Here is a 19,147-nt window from a genome sequence, read left to right on the forward strand (position 1 = left end):
GCCGCAACTGGCGGCGGGGTTATCGGCGGATGTAAAAAGCGCGCTCGACGATGCCGCCAAGCTCGCCGAGTCGCTCGGCCACCACGTCGAGCCGGCATCGTTCGGACTGGATTTCGATGCCATCGCGCACGCATTCCTCGTGATGTGGGCGGTATTAGCCGAAGAGATCGTGCTGCAGGCCGACAAGGTCAGCGGCCAGAAGCCGAAGCGCGCTGACTTCGAGATTGCATCGTGGGCGATGGCGCATATCGGCCGGTCGATCGGCGAGAAGGACTTGCCCGCGGCGCTCGAATTGCAGCGCCAGGTCATTGCAAGGATGGACGCGCTGATGACCCGCTACGACGTGTTGCTCACGCCCACGCTCGCCGCCGCGCCGTTCAAGATCGGAGCCAGACAGCCCACGCAGTTCGAGCGTTTTCAGATGGGTGTGTTGACCGCCGTCCCGGTGGAATCGCTGTTGCGGCGAATGCTGGCGGTATCGGCGAAGAAGGCTTTCGACTGGGCCGGATGCACCGAGCTTTTCAATTTCACCGGCCAGCCGGCCATGTCCGTGCCGCTTTACTGGAACGCGCGTGGCTTGCCTATAGGTGTGCAGTTTGCCGGGCGCCGCAACGAAGACGCGACGTTGTTCAGACTGGCCGCGCAACTCGAAGCTGCACGGCCCTGGTTCAGCAAGCGTCCGGCGCTGATGGTCGCACGATGATCACCCGCGCCGCTTCGCAAACCGATAATGCGCGACGCCCCATTCATTGCCCTTTGCATAACCGAACAACTCGGCAACCGCCATATAAAACATGCGCCAGCGCTGAAACCAGACGGGCGCATCAGCCGCGCCGTATGTCTGAACCAGCAACGGCATCAATTCGTTGCGCGCGGCATCGAGATTTTCGAGCCAGTGATTCGCAGTCTTTTCGTAATGCGCGCCGCTCACCCACCATTGCCGGTCGATTGTCAGGTCGTCCTGGAAATGCAGCAACAAGGATTCCGACGGCATCGTCCCGCCAGTGAAGAAGTACTTCGACATCCAGTCGCTGCCGTCCTTCACTTCAAAGTGATAAGCCAGTGTCCGATGCGCGAACACATGCACAAAGAGCTTCGCGTCTTCGCGCATCCATCCGCAAACCTTGTTAAGCAATAGACGATAGTTCTTCATGTGCTCGAACATTTCTATCGACAGCACGCGATCAAACCCGTCGCCAAGCACCGCTTCGTCAAACTGATAATCGACGATATTCCCCGTCACCACGCGCAAGTTCGTCAAGCCACGCTCGGCCGCCATCACTTCAATAAACTCGCGCTGCCCCAGCGAATTCGATAACCCCACGATCTGCGAGCGCGGATACTTTTCAGCCAGCCACAACGATAACGATCCCCAACCGCAACCCAAGTCGAGAATGCGCTGGCCGTCATAAAGTTGCGCGCGCACGGCGTACTCTTCGAGCATCGCCGTTTCAGCCTGGTCAAGCGTTTCCTTGCCCGTTCTATACAAGCAGCACGAATATTTCAGATGCTCGCCCAGATGCCCGTGAAAAAACTCGGCCGGGACTTCGTAATGCTGCGAATTGGCGGCCTGCGTTTCGATAGCAATGGGACTTGCACGCAGTTCATCGACCAAACGATTGAAACGCTTGGAACGCGCTTCGCCGTCGTTCAAACCTTCGTCGCGCAGACGTTGTTTCATCAGCCGGCGCATTCCCAGACGCACGAGCGAGTCCGGAATCCGGCCACGCTCACACCAGTCGATCAGTCGGCCGTCCACCGGCGCTTCCTGTTTTTGTGGCTGTGGCATAGCCGCCTGGGATGACAGATCGCTCATGGAAATACTCCTCGCTATTATTGTTTATGACTGACGCGGTGGCCACGGAATCAATGCGCTGGTCGTACGCATGTAATCGGCATATCCCGCCCGCTTTTTAGCGGACTCAGCTTCCACCATAGGCACGCCAGATACTTTCATCAAGAGCCACGCCATCAGAACCGGAGGCAAAAGCATCGCGATGATCCATGATCCACTACCCACGGCCAGCGGAATGTACGCAACCCAATGCACGCATTCGAAGAAGTAATTCGGATGCCGCGAGTATTTCCACAAACCTGCGCGGCAGACCTTGCCGTGATTGGACGGATCGGCTTTGAACGCGTGCAGTTGATGATCGGCAAGCGCTTCGCCTGCAATCGATACCACCCAGACCAGCACGGCCAGCGCCACCCACAGCGCACCCGGCGGCGTCAGGCGATAAGCCGGGACAAAAAACGCGATGGACAGCAGCATCGAGATGACGACTTGAAGCTGGAAGAACCAGAACATTTTCTTGTTGGCGTCGGTGCCCCATTGCTCGCGAAACTTGTGATAACGCGGGTCTTCGTCATGACCGGCATTGCGTTTCCACAAGTGAATGCCGAGCCGCATGCCCCACACAAGCCCGCCAATCCCCACGATAACCCGCGTATGCAACTCGCCTTCCGAAAACACGGCGATAAACACGGCAAGCAGGCCGAGTGACATCGCCCAGATGGGATCGATCATTCCGGCATTCTTCGATTTGACCTGCCACGCCCAGACCGCCGAAAAGATAACGATGAGCGCAACAAACGCAATGACCGCAACGGTGAGCAAGGGCATGGAATCCTCGATGTCTTTTTATCGTTGAAATTGGACGGCATCGACTGGGACAGCGAATAACTTTAATTACGCACGCCACCGCTCGGCGGATGCGACTAAGTCATTCAAGAAGGAGCATATCAACGGTCGACGTTTCATGACAGGCGTCAGAAACGTGAGCATGGGACATTCCCGCAAGGCTGAGCGGGATCGCAGGAACGACGCTAATTGAAGCGTCGAGTTCCTGTCCAGCGTGCGCGAGAACCGATCGATTTCGATTCGCGCGCCATTCGGATTTCAAGCCTTCTAAACTAGCGCCGGTAGTCCTTCAACCAGCAGGAATGCAACCAGCACGCCCAGCAGTGCACCGAATACGCGTAGCGTGTTCTTGCGGAACTGCGTGGCGCACGGAACCGCGCCTAGAAAGAGAATCCCCGCGAGCGCCATCGGGATGATCAGAATGAAGTCGCCGATCGTGAAGTAGGTGGTCATACTCGTCTCCCATCGTCCGTGCTCAGCGTCCACCTGAATGCGTGAGACGTCGCACGTTCGATTTGAGTATAGGACGCGCTTTTCGGTTTAAACATGCTGCGGTGCGCAAACGTTGCCGCCCTCCAACCCCGGTTCCTTAGCTGACGGGGCTTGGCGTCACGATCTTTTAAGCGGATACGGAATAACCCTTGTATGAAGAAATTTACAACGGACTTTCGTTACATTCACGCGCGAATCTAAACGACCGTTCGCTGTTCTCGTTTTTCGCGCCTGCGCAGGTAGTCCGCCCCGCCCACGCCAATGACCAGCAAAACAAAGACAAGACCGGTCACGCCGCGCCAGCCATCGATGGTCCAGAAATGGCCACCCCACGACCCCAGCACGCTCGATCCGATGTAATACGCGAGCAAGTACAGTGCTGCGGCCTGCCCTTTCGCGCCTTTTGCCAGCAGACCGACCCATCCGCTTGCAACCGAATGACCAGCAAAGAAACCGAACGTCATGCACGCAATGCCCACGATCACCACAGGCAGCGAGGTCGAGAGCGTCATCGCCACGCCGGCGATCATCAACACGAGCGCCGCGATCAGCACGCGGCCGCGCCCGAAGACATCGGCCATCTTTCCGGACCACGGCGACGCCACCACGCCCGTTAGATACACCACGAAGATCGCGCCGATCTCCGTCTGGTTCAGATTGAACGGCGCCGCGATCAGCCGATACCCTACGTAGTTGTAGATCGTGACGAAGCTGCCCATCAGCACGAAACCCATCAGGAACAGGAACGGCAAACCGCGGTTTTTCAAATGCCCTGTCAACGCCGTCCGATGATGCGTAAAACCCATGCCCACGCGCGGCACGAAGCGCCTGGACGGCGGCAGCAACGCACGAAACGCAAGCGTGGCGAGCAATCCAAGCACGCCGATCCCGCCTATCGCCACACGCCAGGAAAAGAAGTCCGCGAGAATCCCGCTGATCACACGCCCCGACATTCCGCCGATTGCCGTGCCGCCGACGTAAAGCCCCATCGCGAGGCCGAGGCCATCGGGATGCACCTCTTCCGCGAGATACGCCATTGCGACGGCCGGCACGCCGCCGAGCGCGAGGCCTTCGAGCGCACGCACGATCAACAGGCCGTGCCAGCTCGGCAAGAACGCGGCGATGATCGTCAGGAGCGAAGAGATCGTCAGCGACAGCGTCATCAGCTTATGGCGGCTCCATCCTTCGGAAACGAAGCCCGCGACAAAGATCGCAATGGCAAGCGCAGCCGTCGCCACCGATACCGACAACGCGCTTTGCGCCGGACTCACGCCAAACGTTTTGGTGAACTCAGGAAGGAGCGGCTGCACACAGTAAAGCAGCGAGAAGGTGGCGTAGCCTGCAAACAGCAACGCAATCGAAGCGTGCCAGTAAGCGCGTGATCCGCGTTCGAGATAAGGCGTTGGATCGATGGACAACTTGGACGCCGGCGATGAAGTCACGAAAAGATTTCCCAGTGGCGAAACGCGTAACGATACCGGGAACCCACGTGTCTCGCCGACGCACGGCCCAAATGCTTTCAGAAAACTTTCGCTAAATCATGTATTACGTTTGCGTCGTTTAGAAACGACGGGAGATGCCGCTCAACGAGAACCGATGCGCTAAAGTAGAGCAACCATTGAGCCGAAATCATTGGTACACGCCACGGTTCATCGCTCTTCTGCAGAGTACACACGCGGCATGGCAGTCTCGTGCACAGACCTTAGAATCCTGTGCTTCATCCAGAACCGACCGGCACGCATCACATCACCCAGGTATCTGCCGGCACATTTCGGGGAGTCATCATGCAAATCGGTTCAATCGTTCGCTCCGTCCATATCGCCGTGCCGCAAGGCGCACGCGGCATCGTCATGCGGATTCTTGGCGACATGGCCATGGTTGCCTGGTACGCCGACGAACCCGGCACGTCCGAATTGCTCAACACAGAACCGTTCTTCCTCGAAGACCTGATCGATACCGGCGAACTCGTCCGGCCGACCAACGCGCTTATGCATTGAGCGCGCTGGAGAATCAAGCGCGATATAAGCGCGTGTCGCTGATGCTTCCCCCGGCGATGCGCGTCACAATGCTGGAATGAACCCGAACCATTCCGATGCATCGCGCGCGCCAAACGAGAACCCAACCTCCTCTGGCGACACCGCAAACCCGCCCGCTCCGCCCTTCGCCGATCTCACGCCCGAGCGCATGCTCGACGCGCTCGACAGCGTCCTGATGCCGATTGGCGAACGCACCGACGGCGGCATGCTCGCCCTCAACAGTTACGAAAATCGCGTGTATCAGGTCGGCATGGAAGACGGGCTGCCGATGGTCGCGAAGTTTTATCGGCCGGAGCGCTGGTCCGATAACGCCATCCTCGAAGAGCATGCGTTCGTGGCGACGCTCTACGAGCGCGAAATCCCGGCCGTCCCCGCCCGCACCATAAGCGGCGCGACGCTGCATAGCTTCGAGGGGTATCGGTTCTCCATTTTCGAACGGCGCGGCGGACGTGCGCCGGATATCGACCGGCCGCAGACGCTGGAATGGCTGGGGAGGTTTATCGGGCGGATTCACGCGGTTGGGCAGATCAAGCCTTACGTTGAACGGCCATCGCTCGATATTCAAACTTTCGGCTACGAACCGCGTGACTTCCTGCTTTCGCACGGTTTTGTGCCGGACGACGTCCGCGAAGCGTACGAGACCGTCGTGAACATGGCGCTGGAAGGCGTCGAGCGCTGCTACGACCGCGCCGGTGATATCAAAAGCATCCGGCTTCATGGCGATTGCCATCCGAGCAACGTGTTGTGGACCGACGCGGGTCCGCATTTCGTCGATTTCGACGACAGCCGCATGGCGCCGGCCATTCAGGACTTGTGGCTGCTGCTGCCGGGGGATCGCGCGGAGGCATCGCGGGCGCTGGGCGATTTGCTGGCAGGTTATGAGGATTTCTGCGACTTCGAGCCGCGCGAACTTCATCTGGTCGAGGCGCTCCGCACATTGCGGCTGATTCATTACGCGGCGTGGCTGGCACGTCGATGGAACGACCCCGCGTTCCCGGCAGCGTTTCCATGGTTCAACACGCAACGTTACTGGGAAGACCGGATTCTTGAATTGCGCGAGCAGGTCGGTGCAATGGAGGAAGGGCCGCTCTGGCCCTTGTAATCGCCGCTCTTCAAGGGAAGGCGCCGCTCCCCTTACAAAACCGTTGAAAGAAACAATTCGACGTGTAATGATAACTATTCTCATTCGAGAATTGCCTTGGCCGATGCGCATCTGTGTGCATCGGTCAGCTGAGCCATCCGATATTCCCCCGAATCGTAAGACTGGAGAGACGCGTGAACGCGCCCGAAACCCTTGATCCCGCGTCCAACGCGACCACGATGCAGTACGCGCCGCACGGCAACAGGCACATCGACGACGCCGACCAGATATCCCGCAAACAGCGTTCGCGCCGCGCCACGTTCATCAAATGGCTGCGCAAAGTACATGGATGGGTGGGATTGTGGGGCGCGGTGCTCGGGTTGCTCTTTGGTTCGACCGGCTTCCTGCTGAATCATCGTGCGGGTCCGTTGAGGATTTCGAGCGGCGAACCGCAGGTCTCGCAGATGCAACTGGCGCTACCCGCCCAAGGCCTCAAGTCGCCGATGGACCTCGGCAAATGGCTCAAGAAAGAACTCAAGATCGAAGGCAATCTCGGCCGGGCGAAACGCGAACCGGCGCATGCGGTGGGCTGGGGCGATCAGAAAACCATGCAGCCGGAACAGTGGACGGTGGCGGTGGCGTCGCCCAGCGGGTCGGTATCGGCGGAATATTGGGTGGGGAACGGGTTTGTATCGGTCAAGAAAAGCGAGAACAGCTTTCTTTCGACCATGAGCAATCTGCACAAGGGCGTGGGCCTGAGCGTGGGTTGGGTGCTACTGATCGATACGCTCGCGGGCAGCATCATCTTGTTGTCGCTGACCGGCGTGTTGTTGTGGACCGAGTTGAACAAACGCAAGACCGTCGGCGCGGTGATCGTGGCGGCTTCGATTGTTGCGATGGTCTGGATGGGGTTGATGTAAGCGCTGCTAGTTGATTCAATAAAAAACCCCGCACGCGCGGGGTTTTTTCGTTCACGCGGGCTTGGCTTTGTTCTTGTTCCCACGCGATAACCACAGATACAAGCCGCTACCCAGCACGACGATCGTCAGTACATCGAACGCTGCCCAGAAGATCTTCAGCGGCATGCCGCCGAAATCACCAAAGTGCAGCGGTTGCGAACCGAGCAGCAACTTCAAATACCACGGCAATTCGCGCGAATCGGTGAGCGCGCCGGTTTCGGCATCGATAAGAACCGGGCGCAGCATCCGCGTCGTCAAGATGCCGTCGCCACGCATGAACACCGTGTAGTGATGCGGACTGCTGAAACGCGTGCCGGGAAATGCGACGAACGAGGGAATCATCGATGGCGCCGTGTTGCGCGCGGTCTTTATCGCTTCGTCGATGGACGCGGTTGCGACGACCGGCGGTTTGCCTTGATACGGCGCGAGCATTTGCGCGAGCTGGTCGTTGCGCCAGGCATCGAGCAGAAGGTCGGCGAGCGTGTTGATGGAACCCGTGGCGCCGACGAGCAGCGCCCAGACCAGCGTCAGCATGCCGAGCGCGTTGTGGCCATCGAGCCACGCGATGCGCCGCGACTTTTTGATCCGCACGCGACCCAAACCGACCTTCTTCCAGAACGGCAGATAGACCACCACGCCCGAGACGATCGCGGCGACAAACGTCACGCCCATCGCGCCGAGGAACAGCTTGCCAGGCAGGCCGGCGAACATATCGACGTGCAGTTTCAGCAGGATGAATTTCAGCGATCCCTTGCCCGGGGGCGCGCCTAACGCTTTGGCCGTGCGGCCATCGATGGTGGTGCTTTGGGTGTCGTCGGGCGGCGTATCGGCGCGCGGCGCGGTAACGATGATCGGCAGCATGGGTTCATCCGGCTCCCAGATCATGTATTGCGGCACGTGGCCGGGATTTTTCGTCAGCGCGGATTTCAGGATGGCGTCGTAGGTTACGCGCGCGATGGCTTGGTTCGCCGGGAGTTCGGGAGCTTCGATGGCATCGCCCAGAAGCACATCGAGCTCGTGGCCGAAGACCAGCGGCAAGCCGGTGAGGCACAACAAGAGCATGAAGGCCGTGCACACGATGCTCGTCCATCGATGGACGAAGGACCAGGTGCGGAGGGATTGGGGGGTGAGCATGAGGCGAATTGCGGTTTGTTCTGGTTGGGTTGCTGGGCGAGTGGGGCGTTGGACGCGTCCGGTTGGCGTCTAAATGAGAATGATTATTATATACGCGGGCGACCCAGCCTTTCGGTTTGCTTAATGGTCCGGAGAACGAAATTGCTTGGGGTAATATTCGGCCGGGTTTGTTGGGTGATTTATGAGGCGGTTTTGTGGCGTTAATGTGCGGGGGCTTTGAGTTGGGTCGATGAGACTGGCAAGCGCGAACCGGTAGCGACCGGTGTTTTACGGGGAGGTTCGCGGAATGATAGACGCTCTGATTTGTAACGGTTTTATATGGATGAGGCGCTGGCTGTGCAGTTTCTTGGCGATGCTAAGCAGCGTTTTGCAGCAGGTTCCCGGAACGACGGTGTTGGTGGCTTTGAAAACAGTAGGTTACATGGGATGAGGTCGCGTCCTCACGGGCGCGTGGGTTGAAACACCTATGACGGCCAGCCGATGAGCTTCGCCTGCGTCGCGTCCTCACGGGCGCGTGGGTTGAAACGATAATCCGCAATACGGCCGGCTATCGTTTCTTGGTCGCGTCCTCACGGGCGCGTGGGTTGAAACGTACGCCTCATCGCGGTCCATCCAGATCACGATGTCGCGTCCTCACGGGCGCGTGGGTTGAAACTATCTCAAAATGAAACAGACAAAAGACCAGGGCGTCGCGTCCTCACGGGCGCGTGGGTTGAAACGGAATTTTGCCGACCGGCGACATGGCTCAGTCGCAGGTCGCGTCCTCACGGGCGCGTGGGTTGAAACTCGCAGCAGCAAGTAACACATGGGGATGTGTGCAGTGTCGCGTCCTCACGGGCGCGTGGGTTGAAACCTTGTCGGTGGGCCTTCGGTCGCGCTCCTTGGAGTCGCGTCCTCACGGGCGCGTGGGTTGAAACTACAGGCAAAGCCGCCGTGCGCGAGGGATTTCGGTTCGTCGCGTCCTCACGGGCGCGTGGGTTGAAACTGGCCGAGCCACAGGAGGCAGCGTGCATCATCGTGTCGCGTCCTCACGGGCGCGTGGGTTGAAACTTGCAGCCACTTGAAATCCTGGCGGCTCGGTAACGTCGTCGCGTCCTCACGGGCGCGTGGGTTGAAACTCTTCATAGCCTTTTATCCTCATTCCCTTGACATGCGTCGCGTCCTCACGGGCGCGTGGGTTGAAACAACAAGTATGAAAGCGGCGAAGTGCTACAGAGTCAGGTCGCGTCCTCACGGGCGCGTGGGTTGAAACTGCCATCCACTCGTCAGGTGGTCCCACATCGCGTGTCGCGTCCTCACGGGCGCGTGGGTTGAAACTTCGAGGGAAAAATGATCAGTGAGTTGCATTTGGTCCGGTCGCGTCCTCACGGGCGCGTGGGTTGAAACATAAACATGGCGTTCCCGCGCTGCGTGCGTTGCTGGTCGCGTCCTTACGGGCGCGTGGGTTGAAACGAAAACAACGGCGCGTTTGAACACTCACGCCAGACGGTCGCGTCCTCACGGGCGCGTGGGTTGAAACTTGGTCAACCAGATCGGTTCGATGATGCGCAACGTCGCGTCCTCACGGGCGCGTGGGTTGAAACTCTCGCTTTTTGTGCGGCATACGTGCTTCTTGCGTCGCGTCCTCACGGGCGCGTGGGTTGAAACTGGTGCAACTGGCAAAGAGTAATGGCGCGGTGAGTCGCGTCCTCACAGGCGCATGGGTTGAAACACACTCAACCATCCAGGAGGTCTGGACGTACGAAGGTCGCGTCCCCACGGGCGCGTGACTTAAAAGTGGCGCAAGTACACACGGCCACCGCGCTCGAACCGTCGCGCATTCACGAGGCGCGTTGAAAAAACAGCCAAGACCGCGACGCTCCACAGCGGCAAAACGCTGCGTTTCCCCCTGCACACAGTCTGAAATTTGAATGACATCAAGGTCGGTCATTCCGCGGCCCTACCAACTCACTCAAAAAATTACACTAAATTCATTTTATAAGATACCGCCGATAGTAAGCTCTGCGAATTGCAGGTTGAACATCGATAAAGCGGCGACCCAAGCCGCCTGTTCCCCACGAGTAAAACGCCTGCCAACCGTTCCAAATGGCGACGCCCGTGACAAGAATTTTCCACGCACACTCCACGTCTAACGCTGACGAAACTGACTGGCAAACACTCCCAGATCATCTGAACGCGGTGGGAAAACTCGCGGGCCAAGCGGCCAAACATTTCGGCGCCACAGTCCTCGCGGAAACGGCTGGAAAGCTGCACGATCTCGGCAAATACACTGACGCATACCAACAGCGAATCCGAGGCGGTCAACGCGTTGACCATGCCACATGGGGCGCTAAAGTTGCATCCGAAAAATACGGCGCATTAGGCCGCATGATGGCCTACGGTATTGCAGGTCACCACGCGGGATTGGCAAACGGCCGCGACCCTGGAACACGCACTTCACTCGACGGCCGACTAGCCGCGGAACTTCCTCCCCTATTCAACGACTATCTGAAAGACCTGACGTTGCCGGCAACGCCGAGGGAAATGGCGCCAACCACATGGCATAAAAACGCGGACCGCCTGCAGTTTCAAATGTCTCTTCTGACGCGGATGATTTTCTCGTGCGTCGTAGATGGCGATTACCTCGATACCGACCGCTTCTATTCCAAAATAGAAAATCGTCCGCTCGATCGCGACACACCCAAGCCGACGCTCATTGAATTGCGCGCAAAACTAGACGCACATTTAGGCACGTTCAAAGTCGAAAAGCCCATCGATATAACCCGCGCCCAAATTCTCACGCACGCCCGATCGCACACAAATGATCGCGTCGGCATGTTCTCGCTGACCGTACCAACTGGCGGCGGCAAGACGCTGACCTCTCTGGCATTCGCGCTTGATCACGCCATCGCGCATGGCCTCGACCGCGTGATTTTCGTGATTCCGTTCACGAGCATCGTTGAGCAAAATGCGGCTGTGTTCAAGAAAGCATTCGGCGATCTGGGCGATGCCGCCGTGCTCGAGCATCACAGCGCGTTCGTTCCAACGCCCGGCAAGAATCCGGAAGCTGCGGCAAAGTTACGCGTCGTGATGGACAACTGGGACGCGCCGATTATCGTGACGACATCGGTGCAATTCTTCGAGAGCTTGTATTCATCGAAACCGTCTCAATGCCGCAAGTTGCATAACATTACGGGCAGCGTTGTCATTCTCGATGAAGCTCAGGCGCTCCCACTGAAACTGCTGCGCCCGTGCGTAGCCGTGCTCGACGAACTTGCGCTCAATTATCGAACGAGCGTCGCGCTATGCACCGCAACGCAACCCGCCCTCAACGCGCCGAAGTTCGCGGGCGGCTTCAAGGACGTAATAGAACTTGCGCCCGATCCAGAGGCACTGTTTGAAACCTTGGCGCGTGTCACCATAGTATCCGCAGGCACGCTTGACGACGACGCCCTGACCCAGCGCATGCGCCACCACGAGCAGGCGCTCGCCATCGTCAATAACAGGCGGCATGCGCAGGCGCTTTACGTGTCGATCGCAGATGAGGAAGGCGCGCGCCACTTGAGTACGCTGATGTACCCCAAACATCGAACGCGTGTATTGAGCGAAGTGCGCGAGACGCTGAAAAGGGAAAATCCGTGCCGCCTTATATCGACGTCATTGATTGAAGCTGGCGTCGATATCGATTTTCCGTACGTGTTGCGCGCCGAAGCCGGGCTGGATTCAATCGCTCAGGCGGCCGGTCGCTGCAATCGAAGCGGAAAGAGATCGCGCGCAGAGAGCATCGTCGAAGTCTTTTCAACGGCAAACCCCGATTGGGCGCCACCAAAAGCATTGATGCCGCTCGCCGACAAAGCGCGAGAAATCATGCGTGCCGCCAAGGCTGACCCGCTGTCAATCGCCGCGATCAATGAATACTTCGGCGCGCTTTATTGGCAGATCGGCGCGGACAAACTTGACGGATGCAATCTGTTAGGAACAATCGAGGCCGATGGGATCGCAGCGTTCAAATTCGAGCTTGTCGATCAACAGTTCCAGATGATCGAAAGCGTGCAAATGCCGGTGATCATTCCCGCTGACGGCGAATGCAAGGCGCTGCTGCGAGACCTCGAACACACGGAAAGCTGCGGTGGCATTGCGCGAAAGCTGCAACCGTATCTCATACAGATTCCGCGCAACGCGCACGACGCACTTGCCGCCAGTGGCGCCATTCAACCGGTCGCGCCCGACAAATACGGCACGCAGTTCATGCAACTGATCACCATGCACTTATACAACGACCGTTTTGGCTTGCAGCTTGACGGCACGATGCTGCTCGATCCAGACAGCCTCATTCAATAACCCGGATTTCCAATCGGTTGCGTCCGCCTGAAGCCGCGAGCCGGCATCGGGCGGCGATGTCCTGCGTCAAATAAAGGAGAAAACGGTGGCATACGGAATTCGTTTGCTAGTAAGGGGCGAGAGGGCGTTGTTCACGCGCCCGGAAATGAAAGTTGAGCGCGTGTCCTACGACGTCATCACACCTTCGGCCGCGCGCGGCATTGTGGAAGCCATCCATTGGAAACCCGCGATTCGCTGGGTCATCGATCGCATTCAGGTGCTGAACGAGATTCGCTTCGACACCATTCGCCGCAATGAAGTTGCCAGCAAGATTCCGGCATCGAGCGCGCGCTCGGCTATGAAAAAAGGCACGCTGGAAGGCCTCGCCAACTACGTCGATGAAGACCGTCAACAGCGCGCTGCATCTATTCTCAGAGACGTAGCCTATGTGATAGAAGCACATTTCACGCTGACAGACAAAGCCGAAGAAGGTGATTCCATCGGCAAGCATCTCGACATTTTTAATCGGCGTGCGCGCAAAGGTCAGTGTTTTCAGATGCCGTGTTTCGGCGTGCGTGAATTTCCCGCTGATTTTAGTTTGCTTGAGGGTAATGATGAGGCGCGGACGCCGCACCAATCGCTGATTGCCGAAAAAGATCTCGGCTGGATGCTTCACGACATCGATTTCGATAACGGCATGACGCCGCATTTTTTCAGGGCATCGATCAAGGATGGATGGATCGATGTTCCTGCGCTGCCCTTCGCTGAGCGTGCAGCATGATCTTCAAATCGCTCGTGGAATATTACGAACGCCTCGCGGCGCAGGGAAAAGTCCCGGCGTTCGGATTGACACAGGAAAAGATCGGCTACTGCATTCTGCTGGATCGCCACGGAAAGGTGCAGGACATCATCAGCCTGAGCGATCCCAGCGACAAAAAATCGAAATGGGTCATGCTGACTGTCCCGGCATCGTTCAAGCGATCGGGCACCGCGCCGCCGCCGTTTTTCCTATGGGACAAGACCGCGTTCGTGCTCGGCGTGGAGCACAGGAAAGACTCCGATGTCCCGACGTTAAATGTTCGATCTCATGGCGTGTTCAAGGCGCTTCACCTGGAGCGTCTCGCCGATGCCACCGACGACGGCCTTGTCGCCTTGCGCAAGTTCATCGAGGAATGGATTCCCGATCAATGGCAGCAGTGTGAAGCCATCGTCAAACATGGACCGGCGATCTTCGGTGCAAACATTGTGTTTCGGCTGGATGGTGAGCAGGAATACATCCACGAACGCGCCGCGGCGCAGGAGTTGATCAAGCGATACAGCGCGACCGACGACTCCCCGCTTGGCTTGTGTCTGGTGAGCGGCGAGACACGTCCCATAGCGCGGCTTCATCCAGCAATCAAGGGCGTGTGGGGCGCGCAATCGTCGGGCGCGTCCATCGTTTCATTCAATCTCGACGCTTTTGATTCTTATGGCAAGGACCGCGGCGGGAATGCGCCTGTATCGGTACACGCGGCGTTCGCATATACAACGGTTCTGAATTACCTGCTGCTGCGCGATCCGCATCATCGTCAGTGCGTGCAAATCGGCGATGCAAGTGTCGTGTTTTGGGCGGAAGCGAAGAGTCAGAAGGAGCAAGAGGCCGCGGAAGACTTTTTCTTTAGTGCGCTGGAACCGCCGCCTAGCGACTCCGCCGAAGCCGAGAAGCTCAAACAGGCGCTTGATGCAGTCTCGGAAGGACGCGCCATGCGTTACCTCGACGTGAATCTGGATGCCGAGACCCGGATATTCGTGCTCGGTTTATCGCCGAACGCATCGCGGCTCTCGGTGCGCTATTGGTTCACTGAAGGTCTGGGCGAATTCGCGAAGCGGCTTGCGCGGCACTACGACGACCTTGCCATTGAGCCGCGTCCCTGGAAAACGCCCCCCGCCGTGTGGCGTTTGCTTGCGTCCATCGCCGCTCAGGAGAAGACTGAAAACGTTCCACCGCTCTTAGCGGGTTCCGTGATGCGCTCAATACTTAGCGGAGACCGTTACCCGCGAAATTTATTGAGCGCGGCAATCATGCGCATGCGTGCCGACGGTGATATCTCCGGATTGCGCGCCGCATTGTGCAAAGCAGTTTTGAGGCGAGATCAGCGCCTCAACAACAAAGATCACCAACAGGAGGTACCTGTGAGTCTGGATAGAAGCGTCACTACGCCGGGTTATTTACTCGGACGACTTTTTTCTGTGCTGGAAAGCATTCAGGAAGCCGCATTGCACTCAGTTAGCGCAAGCATCAAGGATCGATATTACGGATCGGCTTCGGCTATGCCCGCGGGCGTCTTTCCCGTTCTGATGCGAGGCGCCCAGAATCATCTGTCCAAGGCGATGAAAGATCCTAAGGGCAAAGGCCTCGCAATATCGCTCGAAAAAGAAGCGCAGCAAATCATTGAAGAGCTTGGCTGCGAATTTCCGAAGACACTCCGCCTTGAAGATCAAGGCCGCTTCGCTATCGGCTATTACCACCAGCGCAACGAGCGATTTCGACCGAAAGTCAGCAAGGATGGGACCGTAAACGTTCCCGATGAAACTCTGGAGACCATTTAATGACCACTATCGCCAATCGCTACGAGTTCGTTTATTTGTTTGACGTCACCAACGGCAATCCGAATGGTGATCCCGATGCTGGCAATCTGCCGCGCGTCGATCCCGAAACCAATTTGGGTTTGGTTACCGATGTCTGTCTGAAACGGAAGATCCGGAACTACGTCACGCTGGAAAAAGACAATAAGGCCGGCCACGCTATTTACATGCAGGAAAAAGCGGTCCTCAATCTCCAGAATAAGTTGGGATATGAAGCGCTCAACCTTGTGCCGGCGGACAAGAAAATGCCTAAAAATCCCAAAGATGCCGAAGCGCTCACAAAGTGGATGTGTACGAACTTCTTCGACATCCGTGCTTTTGGCGCAGTCATGAGCACGGGCGTCAATTGCGGACAAGTGCGCGGCCCGATCCAGTTAGCTTTTGCTCAGTCGATAGAACCCGTCGTGCCAATGGAAGTGTCCATCACGCGCATGTGCGTGACAAACGAAAAGGACGCGGAGAACTCGGATCGCACCATGGGCCGCAAGCACATCCTCCCCTATGGTCTGTATCGTGCGCATGGGTTCATATCGGCGAAACTTGCAGAGCGCACCGGGTTCACCAACGACGATCTCGAACTCGTGTGGCGTTCGCTGACCAACATGTTTGAGCATGACCGCTCTGCTGCCCGCGGCGAAATGGCAGCGCGCAAGCTTATCGTGTTCAAGCACGAGAGCGCATTGGGCAATGCGCCAGCGCATACGCTTTTCGATGCAGTCAGTGTCGATCGCGTGACAGAGGGCGCCGAACTTCCGGCACGACGTTTCTCCGACTACAACGTGTCCGTCGATAAGTCGAAAATTCCGAGCGGCGTCGAAGTTATCCATCAAATCTGATGCGATGACAAGCACACCCGCGGTCGACGAAACCATCGCCCTGTCCGCGCTCCAGCATTATCTGTTTTGTCCACGGCAATGCGCGCTGATCCACCTTGAACAAATATGGAGCGAGAACCTCTTCACCGCCGAGGGTCGTGTTTTGCACGAGCGCGCCGACACACCCCACGCGGAGAACCGGCAAGGCGTGCGCACCGTTACGGCAATGCCTTTATCGAACGCTGATCTGGGTATTGCCGGCGTTGCCGATGTCGTGGAATTTCATCGTCAGGATAGCGAACATGTCGAGCGCGCTTACCCTGTCGAATACAAGCGCGGCAAACCGAAAGCGCATCGGGCGGACGAAGTTCAGCTTTGCGCCCAGACGCTGTGTCTGGAATACATGTCGAAGCAGTCCATCCAGGAAGGCGCGCTCTTTTACGGGAAGACGCGCCGCCGTCGTGTTGTGTCCATCGATAAAGAATTGCGCGCGCTGACCATCGGCACGATCGATGCGGTGCGCGCGCTCGTTCGCGATGGCCACACACCTACCGCGCGTTATGAAGCAAGCCGCTGCGACTCGTGTTCGCTGATCGATGACTGCCGGCCACAAATGTTGGGTCGACATGCTTCGGCGAAAGCGTGGTTCGCGGCGCAACTCGAGGACTAACTTTGCGACGACAACTCAATACGTTGTACGTCACCACCGAAGGCGCGTGGCTCAAAAAAGACGGCGCAAATGTCGTGATGGAAGTGGAAGGCGACGAACGTGCCCGGTTGCCCATCCACATGCTGGCAAGCGTCGTGTGCTTCGGGCGCGTGATGATTTCGCCGCCATTGCTCGGCTTTTGTGCCGAGTCCGGTGTGAGCGTCGCGTATCTATCGATGCACGGTCGTTTTCTCGCGCGAGTGGAAGGGCCGGTCTCGGGAAACGTGCTGCTGCGACGGGAGCAGTATCGCGTGAGCGACGACCTTGTTCGCGCCGCGCCCATCGTGCGAAATGTGGTATCCGGAAAAATACATAACCAGCGCGCCGTTCTGAACCGCGCGCTGCGTGATTACGGCGATGGTTTTGCCGACGAGATCCGTCTCGAACTCGAGCGCGCGCAGAAGCGGTTGCTGATCATTTCGCGCCGGCTGCAAAGTGAAAACGAGATCGATGTGTTGCGGGGACTGGAAGGCGAAGCCGCGCAAAGTTACTTTGGCGTTTTTCAGCATCTCGTTCGTATCGATGATCCTGCCTTCAAGTTCAATGGCCGAAGTCGGCGCCCACCGCTCGACGCAATCAACGCCGTCCTTTCGTTTTTATACACGCTGATCACGCACGATTGCCGTTCGGCGCTCGAGACCGTCGGCCTGGACCCCGCTGTGGGTTTCCTGCACCGCGACCGGCCGGGGCGACCGAGTCTCGCGCTCGATCTCATCGAAGAAATGCGGCCGGTGCTTGCAGACCGGCTGGCTTTATCGATGATCAATCGGAAGCAGTTGAACAAGAAAGATTTCCGTTTCCTCGATAACGGTGCGTGCCTGCTTACGGAGACATCGCGAAAGGCATTGCTCATTGCTTACCAGGAGCGGAAACGTGACGAGATCGCGCATCCGTTTCTCGATGAAAAAATCCCTCTTGGCATGGTGCCGTTTGTGCAGGCGCAGTTGCTCGCACGGCATTTGCGCGGGGACATCGACGCCTATCCGGCATTTTTATGGAAATGAGGTCATCACGATGATGGTGCTTGTGAGCTACGACGTGGCGACATCGACGGAGGGCGGCGCGCGCCGTTTGCGACGCGTCGCTCGCGCCTGCAAGGATTTTGGCCAGCGGGTGCAGTACTCGGTGTTCGAGATTGAAGTCGATGCCGCCCAATGGACGCTGTTAAAACGCCGGCTTGTCAGTGTGATCGATCCCGATGTGGATAGTTTGCGGTTCTACTTCCTTGGGAATAACTGGGAGCGGCGGATTGAACACATCGGCGCGAAAGAAGCGGTGGATTTTAATGCGCCGTTGATTGTTTGAGATGGGATCGCCGTTTTGGTTTGATTGTTTGGGCGAGTGCGAACGTGTAGCGACCGGGATTTTACGGGGAGGTTCGCGGATTTGCACGGCGTTGAATTTGTTAGGGATTTTTTTAAGCACGGTGGGAATTTGAGGACGGAGGCGTGTTTGGGCTACCGAAAAGCAGAGGTTCGCGGAATTGAGCGGTTTTTGTCTGGCAGTACAGTGGGTTAGGTTAGGTGGGGTCGCGCTCTTCACGGGCGCGTGGGTTGAAACGGCGCAAAAAGCATACGCGCTGAATAAAGCAGGAAAGGTCGCGCTCTTCACGGGCGCGTGGGTTGAAACAGGCATGCAGCACGCACTACGCATGGCAGCTGATCAGTCGCGCTCTTCACGGGCGCGTGGGTTGAAACCTGTGACCATCCCAGCGCCTTGCGGCTTTGGATGTCGCGCTCTTCACGGGCGCGTGGGTTGAAACTCGCGGGCGGGAGCCTGCATTACTTATGGAGATCTCGGTCGCGCTCTTCACGGGCGCGTGGGTTGAAACTGAGTGGGTTTTATAAGCAGCAAAAGAATTAATGTCGCGCTCTTCACGGGCGCGTGGGTTGAAACTCATCGTCCGTGACTCGAATCCATTTCTCGCCGGGTCGCGCTCTTCACGGGCGCGTGGGTTGAAACCTCCTTTTCTTCTTCCTTCCTCCTTCTTCTTTTGTCGCGCTCTTCACGGGCGCGTGGGTTGAAACTCGTAAAAAGCGCTCACGAGCATCAATCCATGGGGTGTCGCGCTCTTCACGGGCGCGTGGGTTGAAACGGGAAGTAGTTAGTACGGCGTTACGGTAGAAGCTTGTCGCGCTCTTCACGGGCGCGTGGGTTGAAACCTTTGTGCCCCGCGCAGTAGCGCTGCCCTTGTATGTCGCGCTCTTCACGGGCGCGTGGGTTGAAACCCGATGCAGCGGCGGTGCAGCTCGTACAGGATTACGTCGCGCTCTTCACGGGCGCGTGGGTTGAAACTTTTGAAACGTATTTGATTACCGAAGATGCCACGGGTCGCGCTCTTCACGGGCGCGTGGGT

General features: G+C 57.9%; 16 protein-coding genes and 2 CRISPR repeat arrays. Of the genes, 11 read left to right on the forward strand and 5 right to left on the reverse strand.

What is annotated here, in order from left to right:
* A partial coding sequence (locus ACFFAR_RS05310) for an amidase family protein (RefSeq protein WP_375507602.1) occupies window positions 1-703 on the forward strand: 703 nt, incomplete at its 5' end.
* Here the strand turns inward: ACFFAR_RS05310 and ACFFAR_RS05315 are convergent.
* The 4 genes from ACFFAR_RS05315 to ACFFAR_RS05330 form a co-directional block, all read right to left on the reverse strand.
* Entirely contained in the window at window positions 704-1,816 is a 1,113-nt protein-coding gene (locus tag ACFFAR_RS05315) for a cyclopropane-fatty-acyl-phospholipid synthase family protein (RefSeq protein ID WP_075359058.1), read from the reverse strand. It abuts the gene before it with no gap.
* Between the two features lie 24 nt (window positions 1,817-1,840).
* Window positions 1,841-2,623, reverse strand: coding sequence for a DUF1295 domain-containing protein (locus ACFFAR_RS05320; protein ID WP_174362440.1), 783 nt, complete (start codon window positions 2,621-2,623; stop codon window positions 1,841-1,843).
* Window positions 2,624-2,908: 285 nt separating this feature from the next.
* Window positions 2,909-3,094, reverse strand: coding sequence for a hypothetical protein (locus ACFFAR_RS05325; protein WP_047895389.1), 186 nt, complete (start codon window positions 3,092-3,094; stop codon window positions 2,909-2,911).
* Window positions 3,095-3,330: 236 nt separating this feature from the next.
* On the reverse strand, window positions 3,331-4,575 hold the full coding sequence (locus tag ACFFAR_RS05330) for an MFS transporter (RefSeq protein ID WP_062170343.1): 1,245 nt from the start codon (window positions 4,573-4,575) through the stop codon (window positions 3,331-3,333).
* A 342-nt stretch (window positions 4,576-4,917) separates the two neighbouring features.
* On the opposite strand from ACFFAR_RS05330, the gene ACFFAR_RS05335 reads away from it, so the two are divergent.
* From ACFFAR_RS05335 to ACFFAR_RS05345, 3 genes are all read left to right on the forward strand, one after another.
* On the forward strand, window positions 4,918-5,130 hold the full coding sequence (locus ACFFAR_RS05335; protein ID WP_047895387.1) for a hypothetical protein: 213 nt from the start codon (window positions 4,918-4,920) through the stop codon (window positions 5,128-5,130).
* A gap of 76 nt (window positions 5,131-5,206) precedes the next feature.
* Complete coding sequence (locus ACFFAR_RS05340) at window positions 5,207-6,271, forward strand: serine/threonine protein kinase (RefSeq protein ID WP_174362439.1); 1,065 nt, start codon at window positions 5,207-5,209, stop codon at window positions 6,269-6,271.
* A gap of 173 nt (window positions 6,272-6,444) precedes the next feature.
* Window positions 6,445-7,170: a PepSY-associated TM helix domain-containing protein gene (locus tag ACFFAR_RS05345; protein WP_075359061.1), complete on the forward strand. Its 726-nt coding sequence runs from the start codon at window positions 6,445-6,447 to the stop codon at window positions 7,168-7,170.
* Between the two features lie 51 nt (window positions 7,171-7,221).
* Here ACFFAR_RS05345 and ACFFAR_RS05350 read toward each other — a convergent pair whose 3' ends face one another.
* Complete coding sequence (locus ACFFAR_RS05350; protein WP_375507603.1) at window positions 7,222-8,343, reverse strand: PepSY-associated TM helix domain-containing protein; 1,122 nt, start codon at window positions 8,341-8,343, stop codon at window positions 7,222-7,224.
* Between the two features lie 431 nt (window positions 8,344-8,774).
* Window positions 8,775-10,120: direct repeats of the CRISPR family, unit length 31 nt; unit sequence GTCGCGTCCTCACGGGCGCGTGGGTTGAAAC.
* A gap of 308 nt (window positions 10,121-10,428) precedes the next feature.
* Here ACFFAR_RS05350 and ACFFAR_RS05355 point away from each other — a divergent pair.
* From ACFFAR_RS05355 to cas2, 7 genes are all read left to right on the forward strand, one after another.
* On the forward strand, window positions 10,429-12,663 hold the full coding sequence (locus ACFFAR_RS05355; RefSeq protein ID WP_375507604.1) for a CRISPR-associated endonuclease Cas3'': 2,235 nt from the start codon (window positions 10,429-10,431) through the stop codon (window positions 12,661-12,663).
* An 85-nt stretch (window positions 12,664-12,748) separates the two neighbouring features.
* Complete coding sequence (gene cas5c / locus ACFFAR_RS05360; RefSeq protein ID WP_174363839.1) at window positions 12,749-13,423, forward strand: type I-C CRISPR-associated protein Cas5c; 675 nt, start codon at window positions 12,749-12,751, stop codon at window positions 13,421-13,423.
* The gene (gene cas8c / locus ACFFAR_RS05365; RefSeq protein WP_174363838.1) at window positions 13,420-15,231 is read left to right on the forward strand and encodes a type I-C CRISPR-associated protein Cas8c/Csd1; all 1,812 of its coding nucleotides are present in this window, start codon (window positions 13,420-13,422) and stop codon (window positions 15,229-15,231) included. The genes cas5c and cas8c overlap by 4 nt, the downstream gene beginning before the upstream one ends.
* A complete protein-coding gene (cas7c, locus tag ACFFAR_RS05370; protein ID WP_375507605.1) occupies window positions 15,231-16,103 on the forward strand; it encodes a type I-C CRISPR-associated protein Cas7/Csd2 in 873 nt (290 codons plus the stop codon). Before cas8c ends, cas7c begins: the two co-directional genes overlap by 1 nt.
* Window positions 16,104-16,107: 4 nt before the next feature.
* Entirely contained in the window at window positions 16,108-16,752 is a 645-nt protein-coding gene (cas4, locus tag ACFFAR_RS05375) for a CRISPR-associated protein Cas4 (RefSeq protein ID WP_174363836.1), read from the forward strand.
* A 2-nt stretch (window positions 16,753-16,754) separates the two neighbouring features.
* Window positions 16,755-17,795: a type I-C CRISPR-associated endonuclease Cas1c gene (cas1c, locus tag ACFFAR_RS05380; RefSeq protein ID WP_174363835.1), complete on the forward strand. Its 1,041-nt coding sequence runs from the start codon at window positions 16,755-16,757 to the stop codon at window positions 17,793-17,795.
* A gap of 10 nt (window positions 17,796-17,805) precedes the next feature.
* Window positions 17,806-18,096 carry a CRISPR-associated endonuclease Cas2 gene (gene cas2 / locus ACFFAR_RS05385; RefSeq protein ID WP_062168634.1) on the forward strand — a complete coding sequence of 97 codons (291 nt, stop codon included), beginning with the start codon at window positions 17,806-17,808 and terminating at the stop codon, window positions 18,094-18,096.
* A 223-nt stretch (window positions 18,097-18,319) separates the two neighbouring features.
* Window positions 18,320-19,146: direct repeats of the CRISPR family, unit length 25 nt; unit sequence GTCGCGCTCTTCACGGGCGCGTGGG.
* Window position 19,147: the final 1 nt, after the last annotated feature.

The sequence above is a fragment of the uncultured Caballeronia sp. genome, from assembly GCF_964243625.1.
In the GTDB taxonomy this organism is placed as follows: domain Bacteria; phylum Pseudomonadota; class Gammaproteobacteria; order Burkholderiales; family Burkholderiaceae; genus Caballeronia.

Excerpts from the sequence above, each read along its gene's own strand:
- ACFFAR_RS05315 (WP_075359058.1), bottom strand. The coding sequence starts at position 1,816 with ATGAGCGATCTGTCATCCCAGGCGGCTATGCCACAGCCACAAAAACAG.
- ACFFAR_RS05320 (WP_174362440.1), bottom strand. The coding sequence starts at position 2,623 with ATGCCCTTGCTCACCGTTGCGGTCATTGCGTTTGTTGCGCTCATCGTT.
- ACFFAR_RS05325 (WP_047895389.1), bottom strand. The coding sequence starts at position 3,094 with ATGACCACCTACTTCACGATCGGCGACTTCATTCTGATCATCCCGATG.
- ACFFAR_RS05335 (WP_047895387.1), top strand. The coding sequence starts at position 4,918 with ATGCAAATCGGTTCAATCGTTCGCTCCGTCCATATCGCCGTGCCGCAA.
- ACFFAR_RS05340 (WP_174362439.1), top strand. The coding sequence starts at position 5,207 with ATGAACCCGAACCATTCCGATGCATCGCGCGCGCCAAACGAGAACCCA.
- ACFFAR_RS05350 (WP_375507603.1), bottom strand. The coding sequence starts at position 8,343 with ATGCTCACCCCCCAATCCCTCCGCACCTGGTCCTTCGTCCATCGATGG.
- ACFFAR_RS05355 (WP_375507604.1), top strand. The coding sequence starts at position 10,429 with ATGGCGACGCCCGTGACAAGAATTTTCCACGCACACTCCACGTCTAAC.
- cas8c (WP_174363838.1), top strand. The coding sequence starts at position 13,420 with ATGATCTTCAAATCGCTCGTGGAATATTACGAACGCCTCGCGGCGCAG.
- cas7c (WP_375507605.1), top strand. The coding sequence starts at position 15,231 with ATGACCACTATCGCCAATCGCTACGAGTTCGTTTATTTGTTTGACGTC.
- cas4 (WP_174363836.1), top strand. The coding sequence starts at position 16,108 with ATGACAAGCACACCCGCGGTCGACGAAACCATCGCCCTGTCCGCGCTC.
- cas2 (WP_062168634.1), top strand. The coding sequence starts at position 17,806 with ATGATGGTGCTTGTGAGCTACGACGTGGCGACATCGACGGAGGGCGGC.